Consider the following 14,906-nt stretch of genomic DNA (forward strand, 5'->3'; position numbering starts at 1 on the left):
ACTATTGATTTGCACCTCCAAAAGCTTCTACAAAACCTTCTAAACCACCATAAACCACAATCATTATGGCTATAAAAAGAATAATAACCAATACATATAAAATACTAAAAACCACAAAAAATAATAGTGTTTTTAAAAGTAGCTTCTTCATGCTCAATGCAAATACTTTTTTTAAACAATAGGCAGAGTAAGCTATTTGAAATATTATAGTTAAAAAGGTGAAATCGCCATAGGTATACCCCAGAGCAGTAAAAGCAATGACAGGTAAAAGCATTACTATAGTTATTTGCGATAAAATATATAAGAAAGTGACCAAATGTTCGGTGTAATTGTATTTTTTGTAGTTGTAAAAGACAATTTTTGACATTAAAGCATAGGCAGGAACAAACAATGGCAATATTAAAGATTGATAATCTTGAATAAAACTGAAATACGAATTTGCAAACTCTTCTTGGCCTTCTATGGTTATATTAGATAAATCAAAGCCTTCGGGAAAAAAAGTTTTAATAATATAAATTTGGAATCCGGCAAGGGTAATGGCCAAGGCAAAGTAACTTATAGGATTGATATACTTTTTTCTGACACCATCAATATAACCACCAATTACATCATCGGGTTTTGTGAATAAAGAAATGAATGTTTGAAGAAATAGGTTATCGTAATTTAAAAACTGGGAACTAAAATGTTCAAATAGATTTTGAATAGTTAGTCTCTTCTTAACTATTTTTCCACCGCAGTTTTTACAATAATTATCGGTGCTGTCAATAGCTATTTTACAGTTTTTGCATAGCATTACCCTAAATCTTCTTTAATAATATGAGTTAAATCTTGAGTATCTTTAAACATGACAAACTTGCCATCTTTAAAATATGATATTTGTCCTGTTTCTTCGCTAACAACTAGAGCCAATGCATCCGTTTTTTCGGTAATACCAACAGCAGCACGATGTCTTAGTCCAAAACGTTGCGGTAATGTTTTTTCGTTGTTAACAGGTAGTATAACCCGAGTTGCTTTTACCACATTGTTTATAATGATAATGGCACCATCGTGTAAAGGACTGTTCTTGAAAAATATACTTTCAATAATAGGTTGCGTAACCTTTATGTTCATCTCATCACCAGTGTTGGTCAAGAAATCGAGATTATTATTGCGTTCAAAAACTATTAAAGCTCCGGTTTTTGTGGTGCCCATTTTATTACAGGCGTTAACAATAGCGCTAACATCTGTTTCGGTAGCAGATTCAGTTTTTAAAAATTTTAATTGTTTAAAGAATTTCCCGCGTTTGCTGAAGTTGGTTGATCCAATCATAAGAAGGAATTTCCTGATTTCCTGTTGAAACACAACAATAAGTGCAATTAAACCTACACTCATAAAGCCGCCAAGTATTTTGCTTAACATCTTCATTTGTAGGGTTTCCGTGATAAGATAGATGAAGTAAATTATTACAATCCCAATAAAAATATTTATAGCTACAGTGCCTTTTACTAATTTATAGACATAGTAGAGTAGAAGGGCTACCAAAATAACGTCTATAATATCAACTATTGTGAATTTTAGTAAATCATCAAAAATTTCCAAAGGCAGTGGGTTTTGGTAAATTTAACAAAATAAGCTTAATAAATAAACTCGTTGTTGTCTATTGTAATGTCTTCAAAATTAATTGTAGTCAATTTTTCTTTTAGAGAAATATAATCCTGAAAAGTCAAAGAAGCTTTAAGTCGTAACGATACTTTTTGAGGGGTTTCGGTAGAAATGTTCTTTAAATCTGAAATTAGGTTTTCAAGGTTGGTTTCAAAACTAATAATAGCTGCTGCTGATTTTTTTATGGATATGTTGTCTAAAGTTTCAACTATAACTTCTAAAGTTTTTGAAGCGCTTTCTGTTTCTAATAGATGATAGTTAATACCCGTGAATTCAATAAACCCTAAATTATTCTCACTTAAATCATGGCAGGTATAGTAATTCTTTGCAGCCTCATTCTTATGACTGGAATTGTTTTTTTTCTGTTGTAAAAATTGAATTCTTGGTATGGCTTGCCCTAGAGTCAAACGTTTGTCAACATTTACTAGCCAGTTAGTTGTGCTAATTAAATTTTTACGATTTAGCTCTACACTGTCAGGTTGCATTTCATCGTAAAACAAATAAGCAGGTGAAACGTCATTAATTTCAGTGATTTTTGCTTGCTTAATTTCTGGCAGTTCAATTATTTTTTCTGAACTACAGGACATAAAAACAATAAGCAGTAATACTAGTGAAATTCGCATATTAGTTTTGTAATTGATTAATAAGTTGAACACATTCAACAGCTTCTTTAACATCATGGACACGCAAAATATTGGCGTTTTTTTGTAAGGCTATCGTGTTGAGTACACTTGTTCCATTCAATGCCTCGTTAGGGGAGCTGTTCAAGGTTTTGTAAATCATTGATTTTCTAGATAAACCAACAAGGATTGGTCTTTCTATGGTTTTAAATAATTCTAAATGATTTATTAAGACAAAATTCTGCTCCCGAGTTTTTGCAAATCCAAAGCCAGGATCAATTATAGTGTCTATTATGCCATAACTACGAGCCAAAGCTAAACGTTCTGAAAAGTAGAACATAATGTCTTCAATGAGATTTTCATACTGTGTCTCTTTGGTCATGGTTTGCGGTGTGCCTTTCATGTGCATCATAATATATGGGACTCGTAGTCTTGCAACTGTAGGCATCATATTATCATCTAATTGCCCAGCGCTTATATCATTGATTATTGAGGCGCCAGCTTCTATCCCCAATTTAGCAACTTGACTTCTAAATGTGTCAATTGATAATAGCGCATTGGGAAACTCCTTAAGAATTAGTGTAATAATAGGAGAAAGGCGTTTTTTTTCTTCATCTTCACAAATATCAACAGCTCCTGGCCTGGAACTATAAGCGCCAATATCAATGAAAGTAGCACCATTTTTTAGCATCATGTACACTTGTGATAGTATCTCACTTTCATTTTTATATTTGCCGCCATCATAAAAGGAATCTGGGGTAAGATTAAGAATCCCCATTACTTTTGGGGTGCTTAAATCTATGAGGTTGCCTTTACAATTAATTGTCATTTATACCGAGTTAGAGGTTGTTGGTAAAGGGTTTTGAAACTTTAAACCGGAAACTTTGAACATTAAAATTATTTATGCGAAATTTACGGAAAATTCAATTTAATTCATGCAAGATACTTCAAAACAATACGATGTCGTAATTGAAACCTGTAGAAGTTTATTTATAAAAAAAATGTCTGATTATGGAAGTGCTTGGCGTATTTTAAGGCTACCATCATTAACCGATCAAATTTTTATTAAGGCGCAGCGCATACGAAGCTTGCAAGAAAATGACGAACGCAAAGTAGATGAAGGTGAAGTGAGTGAGTTTATTGGTATTATCAACTATTGTATTATGGCGTTAATCCAGTTAGACAAAGGTGTTGTAGATCAACCAGATTTGTCAACTGAAGAGGCAACGGAACTTTACGACCAACAAATAGCTACTACAAAACAGTTAATGCTAGATAAAAACCATGACTATGGCGAAGCTTGGCGTGATATGCGCGTGAGCTCATTAACCGATTTAATTTTGCAGAAATTATTACGCGTGAAATCAATTGAAAACAACAAAGGCAAAACTTTAGTTAGTGAAGGTATCGATGCTAATTATCAAGACATGATTAATTACGCTGTATTTGCAATGATTCATTTAAACGAAAATTAGCATATGAAATATTTAGTAAACATTAGTAGAATATTAGTAGGCGTTTTATTTATAATTTCAGGATTTATAAAGTTGAACGACCCGTTGGGGTTTTCCTATAAGCTGCAAGAGTATTTTAGTGCCGATGTTTTAAATATTCCATTTTTAGAGCCTTATGCACTTATAATTTCAATATTGGTTGTTGTTTTTGAAGTTGTTCTTGGTATTTTTCTGCTCATAGGATATAAACCCAAGTTTACAGTATGGAGCTTGTTGGGAATGATTGTGTTTTTTACATTTTTAACCTTTTATTCGGCATATTTTGATAAAGTAAAAGATTGCGGTTGTTTTGGCGATGCACTTAAACTGACGCCTTGGGAGAGCTTCACTAAAGATGTTATACTATTGGTATTTATCTTGATTTTATTCAAGGGTGTAAAACACATTAACCCAATAATGAATAAATTAGGTTTAACCGTAGTGGCTCTTGGGAGTTTTATAGCGAGTTTGGGCTTTGCCTATTATGTGTTAATGCATTTGCCAGCTATAGATTTTAGGGCTTATAAAGTAGGAGCCAATATTCAGGAAGGTATGATTGTTCCAGACGATGCACCAAAACCAGTTCAAGAATTCACATGGACATTTAATGTTAATGGTGAAGAAAAAGAATATGTTACAAATGGTAGTTATCCAACCGTAGATGGTGAATATGTTGGCGTAGAAACTAAAGTAATTGAAGAAGGTTATGACCCACCTGTAAAAGATTTTTCAATTGAAACTGATGATGCCGATTTTACTGAAGCTTTTTTAAATGAAGAAAACCTTATCATGATAATCATGTACAATTTGGCAACAGCAGAACCTGAAGGTGTTGCTAAACTCAAGGCATTTTCTGATAAGGCTATAGATGCAGGGTATGTTGTAATAGGCCTGTCGGCTTCTGGTGCTGAAGAAAAGCAAGCTTTTAAAGCCGAACATAACTTAAGCTTTGATTTCTATTTATGCGATGAAAAAGCATTAAAAACAGTTGTGCGTGCAAGTCCTGGAATTGTAAAACTCAATAAAGGTACGGTTATGCAAAAAGCACATTGGAATGATTTAGATAAAATAGAATTGTCAAAGGTAGAAGAAAAACCAAAGGCGGCTATTAGGAATGATGGAGAACTTTTTTTAATTGACGGAAAAATATCAACTAAATTAGAAGCAGATTCGTTAAATGAAGAAGATATTGAAGCGGTATATTTTTTAATGGAAAGAAAAGAAGGTGATATATTAGACTCAATTAATAAAGCTAATAATACATCGTATACCTCTTTTGTTAAAATTGATTTAAAGAAAGAATAACCTGATAAGCTATTTTTTAAATAAACTGTTCTACGCTTTTCTCACCTTATTTGGTGTTGTTACGGTAATTTTCTTATTATTTAATGTACTTCCTGGTGATCCTGCAAAAATGATGTTGGGTCAAAATCAGTCAGCAGAACAAGTTGAAGCCGTCAGAAAAAAATATGGTTTTGATAAACCTAAACTAACACAGTATTTTTATTATTTGAATGATTTATCACCTGTATCTTTTCATTCCAATCAATCTGAAGATTATACATTTTTAAGAAAAAACAAGTATTCGGCAGCAAAACTGTTTACGATTGCAAATACAACAGTAGTTTTAAAATGGCCTTACTTGCGTGAATCATTTACCAAACAAGGCAAGCCTGTTTCCCAAGTTATAGGCGAAACTTTACCCAATACGTTTGTGTTAGCGGTTTCGGCTATCATTATAGCTATGTTGTTAGGGTTGGTTCTTGGTGTTATTTCGGCTATTTATAAAGACACGTGGCTTGATAAACTCATTCAAATTTTGAGTACAGTTGGCATGAGCGTGCCTTCGTTTTTTAGTGCCATATTATTTGCTTGGTTCTTTGGTTTTGTATTGCATGAATATACTAATTTAGAAATGACAGGAAGCCTTTATGAGTTAGATGATTATGGAGAATCGTTACATATTCAATGGAAGAATTTAATACTTCCGGCTGTGGTATTGGGAATAAGGCCTTTGGCAGTAGTCATTCAGTTAATGCGTAATTCCTTATTGGAAGTTTATAATCAAGATTATATTCGAACAGCTAGGGCAAAAGGTTTAAGTGAATATCAGATAATTAAAAACCATGCCATAAAAAATGCTATGAATCCTGTGGTAACTGCAATTTCAGGGTGGTTTGCATCCATGCTTGCAGGCGCTGTTTTTGTAGAGTATATTTTTGGCTGGAATGGTTTGGGTAAGGAAATTGTAAACGCATTAAATACATTAGACTTACCTGTTATTATGGGAGCCGTATTAATTATTGCCATTATATTTATTATAATCAATATTTTTGTAGATATTATTTATGCGTGGTTGGATCCTAAAGTTAATCTTCAATAATTAAAATAAACATCATGAGAAAACATATAGTTGCAGGAAACTGGAAAATGAACAATGGTTTAATTCAAACAAAGACATTAATTACTGAATTAAAGCAGCAGAAAAAAACTTCAGATGCCGAAGTTATGATAGCTCCTGCATTTACTAATCTTTGGCCAGCATTTGAGGAAACAAGGCAATTTCCCATTGAAGTCGTTGCTCAAAATATGCATTTTGCTGAAGATGGTGCATATACGGGTGAAATTAGTGCGGGAATGCTTAAAAGCATAGGTATACAGTCTGTTATTCTTGGTCATAGTGAGCGTCGTGCATATTTTAATGAAACAGATAAGGCTCTAGCAAAAAAAATAAATACAGCTTTAGAGCATGATATGCGAGTGATATTTTGTTTTGGTGAGGAATTAAGTGATAGAAAATCTGGCAATCACGAATCAGTAGTAGAGCGTCAAATAAAGAATTCTTTATTTCATTTAGAAGCATCAGCTTTTAAAAATATTGTTTTAGCTTACGAACCCGTTTGGGCTATTGGTACAGGTGAAACAGCAACCCCAGAACAAGCGCAGGATATGCATGCTTTTATTCGAAAAACTTTGTCTGACAAGTATGGAAGCGATACAGCAAATTCAGTTTCAATCTTGTATGGTGGGAGTGTAAAGCCTAATAATGCCAAAGAAATTTTTTCGAAGCCAGATGTTGATGGTGGGCTTATAGGCGGTGCATCATTAAACGCTGAAGACTTCTTTGCTATTGTTAATGCTTTTTAGTACAAAAACAAATTATGGGAGCAAAATTATTTCGTAAACCCCATCTTTACTTTTGGATTTCTATTCCAATACTGCTCCTTTATGGATTTTTGAATGGACACGGCACACTCTCGGTTAATTATTATGATACGTATTTCATAATCGAAAACGCTTATTTAGTTGTGATACTCGCTATAGCTTTTAGTATAATTGGATTTTGGTATTGGTTAATGCGAAAGCTTAACCGGAAACTAATTATGTGGATGACAATAATCCATGTGATTATAACAATCGATGGTATCATTATCGCATTCTTGCTTGAGCTTTTTTTTAAAGATTCTGATATAAATTCTATAATGGCTATTATTATAATGCTAATTTTTACCGTTCAAGTCGTTTTTCCATTAAATTTAATGCTTAACTTTTTAAAGAAATCTAAATAAATTTAATTCATGAGTAACACTATTTATATTGGTTACGATTTTAAAGTTTCACCATTACAACCAGGTGTAGAAATACTAATTGCTGAATTGGGCTATGCTGGTTTTGAAAGTTTTGTGGAAACCGATGAAGGTGTTACGGCATATATTCAAAAAGAGGACTGGAATACAGATATTTTAGAGGGTATACAAATACTTAATGCTGATGAATTTTCAATTTCATATACATTTAACGAAATTGAACAAATCAATTGGAACGCCGAATGGGAACGCAATTTCCACCCTATTGTCGTTGGTGATTTATGTACGGTACGTGCGCCTTTTCACGAACCGTTTAATACGCAATATGATATTGTTATTGAGCCCAAAATGAGTTTTGGTACTGGGCATCATGAAACCACACACATGATGATTCAGCATATTTTAAAAAATGATTTTGAAGGAAAATCGGTTTTAGATATGGGCTGCGGTACAGGAGTTTTAGCCATACTAGCTGAAATGAAAGGCGCTAAAAAGGTTGATGCTATAGATATTGATAATTGGTGTTACTTAAATAGTTTAGAAAATGTAGCACGCAATAATTGCAAAAACATTAATGTTTTTGAAGGTGATGCTAGTTTGTTGAAAGACAAACGATACGATATGGTTATTGCCAATATAAACCGAAATATTTTATTGGAAGATTTAGACAGTTATATGGCTTGTTTAAATGCCAACGGTTTAGTATTTTTAAGTGGATTTTATAAAGATGACATTCAAATTATAAAAGAAAAGTGTAATATATTAGGATTGCAACACGTTGATACTTTAGAGCAAAATCATTGGGTTGCCCTAAAATTTATAAATTAGTAGTAAAATTGCCATGAGTCTCAAAGAAAAAACTTCAGAAGCGACGCTTCTCGATGAAAAAACCTTAAAACAAAACGAAATTATTCTTTATAACGATAATGTCAATACTTTTGACCATGTTATAGAAACTTTAATATATGCTTGCGACCATACACCAGAACAAGCCGAGCAATGCTCCATTATTGTGCATTACAAAGGTAAGTGCGCTGTAAAAACCGGTCCTTATAAAGAGTTGGAGCCACGTTGCTCTATGCTTCAAGAAGCTGGTTTAAGTGCAGAAATTGTATAAAAAAGGCATCTACAGACTAAATAGATGCCTTATTTAAAGAAACCAATCTGGTGAAAAAGTTTCTCGATTAATAGCCTATTAAAGGTCAGCATTATAATTGAAATAACCTATGATTTTTATCAGGTTTGAGAAATAAAAAAAGCTTTCAAGTACTTGAAAGCTTTTTTGTTAGTGACCACGGCAGGATTCAAACCTGCAACCTCTTGAGCCGTAATCAAGTGCGCTATTCAGTTGCGCCACGTGGCCGATTTTGTGGGTGCAAATATATTCCTTTTTTAGATAAACTGCCAAATAAATTTTAAATTAATCTAAAGCATTTTTTGTAACATACAATTTCCATCCAAATATGGCCATTTGTAATTTACTGGCCTTGCTTAAATCTAAACGTTGTTTCGTATAGCTTGGTAAAACGGCTTTATTGACTTTTGCTAAAAACTTAAAAAAGGATTTTCTCATTCTGATTTTATTTCAAATGTTAAAATTAATGATTTATTAAACCAATTAATAATTTAATGATAAACAGATGATTACTTTTGCAAAAATGCTTTTTTATGAAACAAATTTTACTTTGTATAGCGCTTCTAGTTTTTTCTTGGCAGTCTGTTGCCCAAATTGTTATTAACGAACTGGATTGCGATACGCCAGGAATTGACGACAAAGAGTTTGTTGAATTAAAATCTGACACGCCCAACATGGCTTTGGATGGTTATGTTGTTGTCTTTTTTAACGGGTCTACTTCAGGTGCTAATTCAAGCTATTTTACAATAGATTTAGATGGTTATTCAACAGATATTAACGGCTTGCTGCTCATAGGTAGTGAAACGGTTACGCCTTTTCCACAGCTTTTAATTTCTGCTAATGTCATTCAAAATGGTGCCGATGCAGTAGCCATATATCAGGCCAATGATTTTGATTTCCCTGAAGGAACCGTTGCCACCATTACAAACTTGGTGGATGTTTTAATTTATGATACTTCTGATTCAGATGACGTAGATATGATTGATATATTTAACGACGACCCAAGATTTGTAGATATTCAGCAAATAAATGAAGGGTCTGGTAATAACACCAATTCCATTCAGCGTAATAATGATGGGAGTTACACATCTACGACGCCAACTCCTAGAGCTTTAAACGATGGAAGTGGTGTTGTTTTTAATCCTTTGGAAATTTCAGTTGCTCAAACTCAATTTAATGAAGGCGATAGTTTTGATATCACATTTACCACTCAGGAAAATGTAACTTCTGATTTCGATTTTGGTTTTACATTAGACAATGAAGGATTTGATGCGTCAGATTTTACAGGAAATACTATGCTAACTATTTCAAACGGAACCAATAGTATTTCCACTACTATAACATTGATTAATGATACTGATGATGAAGGTGATGAGGAACCTGTAATTAAATTTTTAGCTTTGGAATCGCCAATCATTCCGTTTAACAATTTTGTAAAACTGCGTGTAATTGATGATGATTTTACAGTTGCTAACTTTGGGGCGCCTAATGACCCAACCTTTGGTTTGGTTGCAAGCACACAGCCAAGTGATTATTATGATAGTTTGGATGGTCTTTCTGATACTGACTTGCGTCAGGCTTTACAAGATATTATTGCTAATCCAGCAATCGTAAGAGCACAAACGTATAATGACTGTATTGATATATTAAAGGAGGCAGACCAAAACCCTGAAAACAGCAATCAGGTTTGGTTGGTGTATTTAGAAGAAGGTAGGGCTAAATTAGATTTTCAGACTACCTCTAATAATGTTGGCACATGGAATAGAGAGCATACGTTTCCACGTTCGCGAGCAGGTTACTACAGTATTGAAGAAGATGAAATAGCTGATGGTATAGACGTATTTTGGGAAACAAAAGCAGATTCGTTGCGTCATGGTAATTCAGATGCGCATGCTTTGCGAGCTGTTGATGGGCCAGAGAACAGCAGTCGTGGTAATCAGTTTTATGGTGAATATAATGGTCCAGTTGGTACACTTGGTAGTTTTAAAGGAGATGTGGCTAGAGGTGTTTTTTATTTGGCTGTAAGGTATAACGGATTGGAAATTGTTGATGGATTTCCTGATGGTATGGTTGGCCAGTTTGGTGATTTGGCAACATTATTGGATTGGCATAGAAACGACCCTCCAGACGATTTTGAAATGAACAGAAATAACATAATTTACAATTGGCAGTTTAATAGAAATCCATTTATAGACCAACCAGATTTAATAGAATATATTTGGGGAAATATGGTTGGCGAAACTTGGAGTCAGCCATTAAGCGTTAATGAAGTGGAAGTCAATTTGGTTAAGATTTACCCAAACCCATCAAATGGAAGAATCAACTTTAAGTTAAATGTAGATCGCGTTAACGTTGAGTTATATGATGTTGATGGCCGATTTTTGGAATCCCATACTGTGCTAAACAATAGTTCTATTAATTTAGATTTTTCGTCTGGTATTTACATTATGAAAATAACTAGTAATGGGATAACTCAAGTCCGGAAAATTATTATTGAATAAAAAAAATCCTAGGTCAAAGCCTAGGATTTTTTGTTGAGGTTTTTTTAGTCTTTTGAGGTTATAATAATAACACCATCTTTAGCTTTGTTGCCATATTTGCTAACAGCTTCATCGCCTTTAATTACATTAATAGTATCTATGCTATCTGGATCAAGCTCGTCCATTTCTTTTTTTGTAATTTCCTTGCCATCTTTTAGTATGTAAGGCGTGCCTTCGCCATCAGTTGAGATAAAGAAATTTTTGCCTTTACCTTTAGATCCTATTTTGTATTCAAATTTTTTGTTTTTGTCGTCAACCCATACTGCATTTTTAGAGCTGATTTTACCATCTTTGGATTCAAAGAAATAAACATTCTTGTCGCTTTTTAACTCTATGACTTCATCTTCACCATTTTCATTGGTTATAGTTACTGTGCGTTTGCCGTTATTAGTGTTACTGTTTTTTATAACATAAGTGTTGTTGCCCCTAACAATTACGTTTTCATCCTCTCCGTCATGTGAATCGGTGCGGAATTCAAATTTCACATCATGGTCGTGGTCGCAATCGGTATCACAAGTATGTATACGATGACTACTACCTGAAACCGTACCCGCACGACTACGGCTACGTGTTCTGTACACTCTGTTTTCTCTAGCATTTCGAGTACGAGTGCTATATAAATGAGTTCTGTGTTGTCTGCCTGAACCAATGGTGATATTTTTTCCGCCTTCATCAAATGTAATTTGAATTGGGTTTATGGGGCCATCGTCATTTAAATTAAAGCTAGCCTTTGAGTGATCTGAACTGACCTCTATTTTAATGGCAATAATCTCACCATTACTATTGCGCTTTATACCTCTTATTTTTGTTTTTAGACCTTCCTTTTCTAATTGTGCTTTAACTAAATTAATATCGGCTTCACTGAAATCTTTAGTAATAATAAAGTCATTAAGTCTTAAATGGTTAGTCGCTTCAGCTTTTCCAAAAGACGTATTGCCATTAAATATAACTGCTCCATCCTTGCCATCGCTCCCAAATCGTTTTTTGCTTTCTTTTTTGTTTAAAATTTCAATGCTGCCTTTTGTTGGGATCTTATTGCTTGGCAGGTCTTCTTTTTTATAGTGTTTGTTGCCAATGACATAAAGCGGATTTTCTCCTAAAGAATTATCTTCTGTTTTCTTATGTGTTTTTTTTGATGTTGGAACGATTTCACCAACAGTTGTATTCTTTTTTAAGCTTACTTTATGTTTGCTGATGTTGGTTTCAGAACTTTCTTCTAAAAAGTTTAATGTTATATCATCTTGACTAGAGTCGAACGATACTTTAAAAGGAGTTATAACGTCAGTATCCGATTTTGAAACCGTAATACGTTTAGTGTAATCTGTTCCGTTGGCGTATTTAGTGTTTAAAGATAATGACTTCAATTGGTTTTCTGAATTTCTAACAACTTCAGAAAACAGCAATTGTACGGGTTTGTTCTTAAAATAGTTGGTAATTAACTCTAAATCATTATCGGTACTTGAAGATGAAATAATAAAGTCTTTTTTAACAACTGGCACGGTTTCTATATCCTTTGAAATATAAACCTCTTTAGTGTTAAAACTCATTAAGAACAATGCTAAAATAGGGACGACAAGGGCGTATTTCCAAGCATTTAATTTGTTTGATTTTGATTTGTGTAACATAATTATTCGTTTTTTGATTAATGAATTGTAAAAATTATTTGTGAGAACCAATGGGTGATGAGGCACACTAGTTTTTAATAACAGTTTTTGATAGCTGGTTTTACAGTCAGATATGGTTTGAGCTTTCTTGTCTGCTATAAACTCCAGGTTTTGCTGTAATTCTTTTTTATACAACCAGACTAATGGGTTGAACCAAAATATAGCACAGCATATTTGAGCAATTAATACATCAATGGTATGATGTTCATTGGCATGGATTTTTTCGTGATTAATAATGTAGTTTAATTCCGTTTTTTTGAATTGATTGGGATTGTAAACTATCCATTTAAAAAAGGAAAAAGGCGCTACGCGGTCAAATATTTCTATTAATGAATAGCGTCCAACTTTCTTTTTTGGATTTTTTTGTATCAATCTGTGTAAAGAAGCTAGCTCAATAAAAAATTTTACTAAAAAGAAACTAACACCTATTATATATAGGTAAGTTGAAACCTGTATCCAATTAATGGGGTCAGCTTCGGCAACTGTCTTGTTGGAAACAGCTTCAGTAATCAATATTGGAGTGCTAGATGCTATGGGTGTGTATTCTATATATATAGGTATAACTACAGAAGGTAGCAATAATGCTATTGCCAATCCAATAATTAAAAACCATCTATTAGATTGAAAAAAAGTCTCGCGTTGCAAGAATATTCGATAAAACAAATAAAACAGGGCAATAATGGCTGATGATTTTAGTAAGTAATCCATTGCTTATTTATTTTTTTCAATTAATTCAATAATCTCTTTTAATTCGCTAACGCTTATTTTTTCTTCTTTCGCAAAAAATGACACAACATTTTTATATGAATTATTAAAGTAGTTTTCAATTGCTGTATTCATGTACTTCTCTTTATATAGCTCTTTGCTTACAATAGGATAGTACTGATGTGTTTTGCCGAAAGCATTATAGCTTACATAGCCTTTTTCTTCTAAATTTCTAATTATAGTAGATAAAGTGTTGTAATGCGGTTTGTCTTCTTTTATTTCAGCTAGCACATCTTTAACAAAAGCTTTTTCTAGCCTCCATAAAATGTGCATGATTTCTTCTTCTTTGTTTGTTAATTTTTGCATGACAGATAAATTATAGTCCAAACATATAACTATTTTTATAGTTATACAACTATGTATATAGTTATTTAACGAAATTTTTAGTTTTTATTGTAGAATAAAATGAAATAGTATCTTCGCAAAAAATAGTTTATGAGCTTAATTTGGGTTTTGTTAGGGTTGGTTTTATTGGTAGTTGGTGGTGAGTTTTTAGTGCGTTCTTCTGTTGCCTTATCCTTTAAGTTTAATATTTCAAAGCTTGTAATTGGTATGACGGTTGTCTCTTTCGCAACTTCTGTACCCGAACTTTTGGTTAGTTTGCAGGCGGCTTTAGATGGTTCGCCAGATATTGCACTTGGAAACGTAATTGGCTCAAACATTGCCAACATTGGATTAGTGCTTGGAGTTACTGCTTTTATATCACCATTGGCAATTAGTAGGGATTTTTACAAATTAAATTGGCCTATGATGATGCTGTTGTCATTGGCACTATACTATATTTTAAAAAGTGGATTAATAATTAATTTTGGGGAAGGGGCAGCTTTGGTTTTGTCGCTTGTTGTGTTTTTGTATATACTAATCCGTAATTCTCGAAGCCATGGAGCGGCTATTCCGGAAGAAATAGATGACGCTTTGCAGGTAACTTCAAACTTTAAAATTATACTTTGGTTAATTATTGGTGGGTCTGCGTTGTACTTTGGAAGCGAGTGGTTGGTGGAGGGAGCTAAAGAAACAGCTGTTTATCTAGGAGTAACTGAACGTGTTATATCTGTAACGATGGTTGCTATAGGGACAAGCGTGCCAGAATTAGCGGCTTCTGTTATTGCTGCTTTAAAGAAAGAAAAAGCGATTTCATTGGGGAATTTAATAGGCTCTAACATATTTAATATAGCTTCTGTTTTAGGTTTAACTGCTATGGTCCATCCTATTGAAGTGAAAAACGAAAATATTTTAGGACAAGATATTTTTTGGATGCTTGGTTTTGCGGCTATTTTACTACCATTAGCTTTTTTACCAAAACGATTTACAATTGGGCGATGGAAAGGTATGCTGATCCTTACGGCTTATATTATTTTTATTTATTCGGCTTTTTTAGGAGATAAATAGGGTTTGTTTCATTGTAATTAACAAATGTTGATAATTGACCCTAAAAAAAATAGGGTTAACTATGTTGATTTG

At 33.2% G+C, this 14,906-nt stretch carries 16 protein-coding genes and 1 tRNA gene; 9 read left to right on the forward strand and 8 right to left on the reverse strand.

What is annotated here, in order from left to right:
* Position 1: 1 nt before the first annotated feature.
* Genes K7G76_RS04935 through folP form a run of 4 tightly spaced genes read right to left on the reverse strand, consistent with a single transcriptional unit; the run spans position 2 to position 3,090 of the window.
* Positions 2–793, reverse strand: a complete 792-nt coding sequence (locus K7G76_RS04935; RefSeq protein ID WP_223033070.1) for a DUF3667 domain-containing protein — start codon at positions 791–793, stop codon at positions 2–4.
* A complete protein-coding gene (gene cdaA, locus K7G76_RS04940; protein ID WP_223033071.1) occupies positions 793–1,578 on the reverse strand; it encodes a diadenylate cyclase CdaA in 786 nt (261 codons plus the stop codon). The genes K7G76_RS04935 and cdaA overlap by 1 nt, the downstream gene beginning before the upstream one ends.
* A 35-nt stretch (positions 1,579–1,613) precedes the next feature.
* Entirely contained in the window at positions 1,614–2,264 is a 651-nt protein-coding gene (locus K7G76_RS04945; RefSeq protein WP_223033072.1) for a hypothetical protein, read from the reverse strand.
* A gap of 1 nt (position 2,265) precedes the next feature.
* The gene (gene folP, locus K7G76_RS04950; RefSeq protein WP_223033073.1) at positions 2,266–3,090 is read right to left on the reverse strand and encodes a dihydropteroate synthase; all 825 of its coding nucleotides are present in this window, start codon (positions 3,088–3,090) and stop codon (positions 2,266–2,268) included.
* A gap of 106 nt (positions 3,091–3,196) precedes the next feature.
* On the opposite strand from folP, the gene K7G76_RS04955 reads away from it, so the two are divergent.
* Genes K7G76_RS04955 through K7G76_RS04985 form a run of 7 tightly spaced genes read left to right on the forward strand, consistent with a single transcriptional unit; the run spans position 3,197 to position 8,458 of the window.
* Positions 3,197–3,736, forward strand: coding sequence for a DUF1599 domain-containing protein (locus tag K7G76_RS04955; RefSeq protein WP_223033074.1), 540 nt, complete (start codon positions 3,197–3,199; stop codon positions 3,734–3,736).
* A 3-nt stretch (positions 3,737–3,739) separates the two neighbouring features.
* Positions 3,740–5,059 carry a BT_3928 family protein gene (locus K7G76_RS04960; protein WP_223033075.1) on the forward strand — a complete coding sequence of 440 codons (1,320 nt, stop codon included), beginning with the start codon at positions 3,740–3,742 and terminating at the stop codon, positions 5,057–5,059.
* A gap of 1 nt (position 5,060) precedes the next feature.
* Positions 5,061–6,137, forward strand: coding sequence for an ABC transporter permease (locus K7G76_RS04965; protein ID WP_223033601.1), 1,077 nt, complete (start codon positions 5,061–5,063; stop codon positions 6,135–6,137).
* A gap of 14 nt (positions 6,138–6,151) precedes the next feature.
* Positions 6,152–6,901, forward strand: a complete 750-nt coding sequence (gene tpiA / locus K7G76_RS04970) for a triose-phosphate isomerase (protein WP_223033076.1) — start codon at positions 6,152–6,154, stop codon at positions 6,899–6,901.
* A gap of 14 nt (positions 6,902–6,915) precedes the next feature.
* A complete protein-coding gene (locus K7G76_RS04975; RefSeq protein ID WP_223033077.1) occupies positions 6,916–7,323 on the forward strand; it encodes a hypothetical protein in 408 nt (135 codons plus the stop codon).
* 9 nt (positions 7,324–7,332) lie between these two features.
* Positions 7,333–8,169, forward strand: a complete 837-nt coding sequence (gene prmA, locus K7G76_RS04980; protein ID WP_223033078.1) for a 50S ribosomal protein L11 methyltransferase — start codon at positions 7,333–7,335, stop codon at positions 8,167–8,169.
* Between the two features lie 13 nt (positions 8,170–8,182).
* Entirely contained in the window at positions 8,183–8,458 is a 276-nt protein-coding gene (locus K7G76_RS04985) for an ATP-dependent Clp protease adaptor ClpS (protein WP_223033079.1), read from the forward strand.
* 172 nt (positions 8,459–8,630) lie between these two features.
* On the opposite strand, the gene K7G76_RS04990 is transcribed toward K7G76_RS04985, so the two are convergent.
* Positions 8,631–8,704, reverse strand: a tRNA-Arg gene (locus K7G76_RS04990).
* Positions 8,705–8,761: 57 nt separating this feature from the next.
* A complete protein-coding gene (locus K7G76_RS04995) occupies positions 8,762–8,914 on the reverse strand; it encodes an SsrA-binding protein (protein WP_223033080.1) in 153 nt (50 codons plus the stop codon).
* 95 nt (positions 8,915–9,009) lie between these two features.
* Between K7G76_RS04995 and K7G76_RS05000 the strand changes: the two genes are divergently transcribed.
* The gene (locus tag K7G76_RS05000; protein ID WP_223033081.1) at positions 9,010–10,977 is read left to right on the forward strand and encodes an endonuclease; all 1,968 of its coding nucleotides are present in this window, start codon (positions 9,010–9,012) and stop codon (positions 10,975–10,977) included.
* Positions 10,978–11,021: 44 nt separating this feature from the next.
* On the opposite strand, the gene K7G76_RS05005 is transcribed toward K7G76_RS05000, so the two are convergent.
* Together K7G76_RS05005 and K7G76_RS05010 are read right to left on the reverse strand one after the other, a co-directional pair.
* Positions 11,022–13,388, reverse strand: coding sequence for a M56 family metallopeptidase (locus K7G76_RS05005; RefSeq protein WP_223033082.1), 2,367 nt, complete (start codon positions 13,386–13,388; stop codon positions 11,022–11,024).
* Positions 13,389–13,391: 3 nt separating this feature from the next.
* The gene (locus tag K7G76_RS05010) at positions 13,392–13,751 is read right to left on the reverse strand and encodes a BlaI/MecI/CopY family transcriptional regulator (RefSeq protein ID WP_223033083.1); all 360 of its coding nucleotides are present in this window, start codon (positions 13,749–13,751) and stop codon (positions 13,392–13,394) included.
* A gap of 129 nt (positions 13,752–13,880) precedes the next feature.
* Between K7G76_RS05010 and K7G76_RS05015 the strand changes: the two genes are divergently transcribed.
* A complete protein-coding gene (locus tag K7G76_RS05015; RefSeq protein WP_223033084.1) occupies positions 13,881–14,834 on the forward strand; it encodes a calcium/sodium antiporter in 954 nt (317 codons plus the stop codon).
* Positions 14,835–14,906: the final 72 nt, after the last annotated feature.

This window comes from Hanstruepera marina, from assembly GCF_019880635.1.
Lineage (GTDB): Bacteria > Bacteroidota > Bacteroidia > Flavobacteriales > Flavobacteriaceae > Hanstruepera > Hanstruepera marina.

Excerpts from the sequence above, each read along its gene's own strand:
- K7G76_RS04935 (WP_223033070.1), bottom strand. The coding sequence starts at position 793 with ATGCTATGCAAAAACTGTAAAATAGCTATTGACAGCACCGATAATTAT.
- K7G76_RS04945 (WP_223033072.1), bottom strand. The coding sequence starts at position 2,264 with ATGCGAATTTCACTAGTATTACTGCTTATTGTTTTTATGTCCTGTAGT.
- folP (WP_223033073.1), bottom strand. The coding sequence starts at position 3,090 with ATGACAATTAATTGTAAAGGCAACCTCATAGATTTAAGCACCCCAAAA.
- K7G76_RS04955 (WP_223033074.1), top strand. The coding sequence starts at position 3,197 with ATGCAAGATACTTCAAAACAATACGATGTCGTAATTGAAACCTGTAGA.
- K7G76_RS04960 (WP_223033075.1), top strand. The coding sequence starts at position 3,740 with ATGAAATATTTAGTAAACATTAGTAGAATATTAGTAGGCGTTTTATTT.
- tpiA (WP_223033076.1), top strand. The coding sequence starts at position 6,152 with ATGAGAAAACATATAGTTGCAGGAAACTGGAAAATGAACAATGGTTTA.
- K7G76_RS04975 (WP_223033077.1), top strand. The coding sequence starts at position 6,916 with ATGGGAGCAAAATTATTTCGTAAACCCCATCTTTACTTTTGGATTTCT.
- prmA (WP_223033078.1), top strand. The coding sequence starts at position 7,333 with ATGAGTAACACTATTTATATTGGTTACGATTTTAAAGTTTCACCATTA.
- K7G76_RS04985 (WP_223033079.1), top strand. The coding sequence starts at position 8,183 with ATGAGTCTCAAAGAAAAAACTTCAGAAGCGACGCTTCTCGATGAAAAA.
- K7G76_RS04995 (WP_223033080.1), bottom strand. The coding sequence starts at position 8,914 with ATGAGAAAATCCTTTTTTAAGTTTTTAGCAAAAGTCAATAAAGCCGTT.
- K7G76_RS05000 (WP_223033081.1), top strand. The coding sequence starts at position 9,010 with ATGAAACAAATTTTACTTTGTATAGCGCTTCTAGTTTTTTCTTGGCAG.
- K7G76_RS05005 (WP_223033082.1), bottom strand. The coding sequence starts at position 13,388 with ATGGATTACTTACTAAAATCATCAGCCATTATTGCCCTGTTTTATTTG.
- K7G76_RS05010 (WP_223033083.1), bottom strand. The coding sequence starts at position 13,751 with ATGCAAAAATTAACAAACAAAGAAGAAGAAATCATGCACATTTTATGG.
- K7G76_RS05015 (WP_223033084.1), top strand. The coding sequence starts at position 13,881 with ATGAGCTTAATTTGGGTTTTGTTAGGGTTGGTTTTATTGGTAGTTGGT.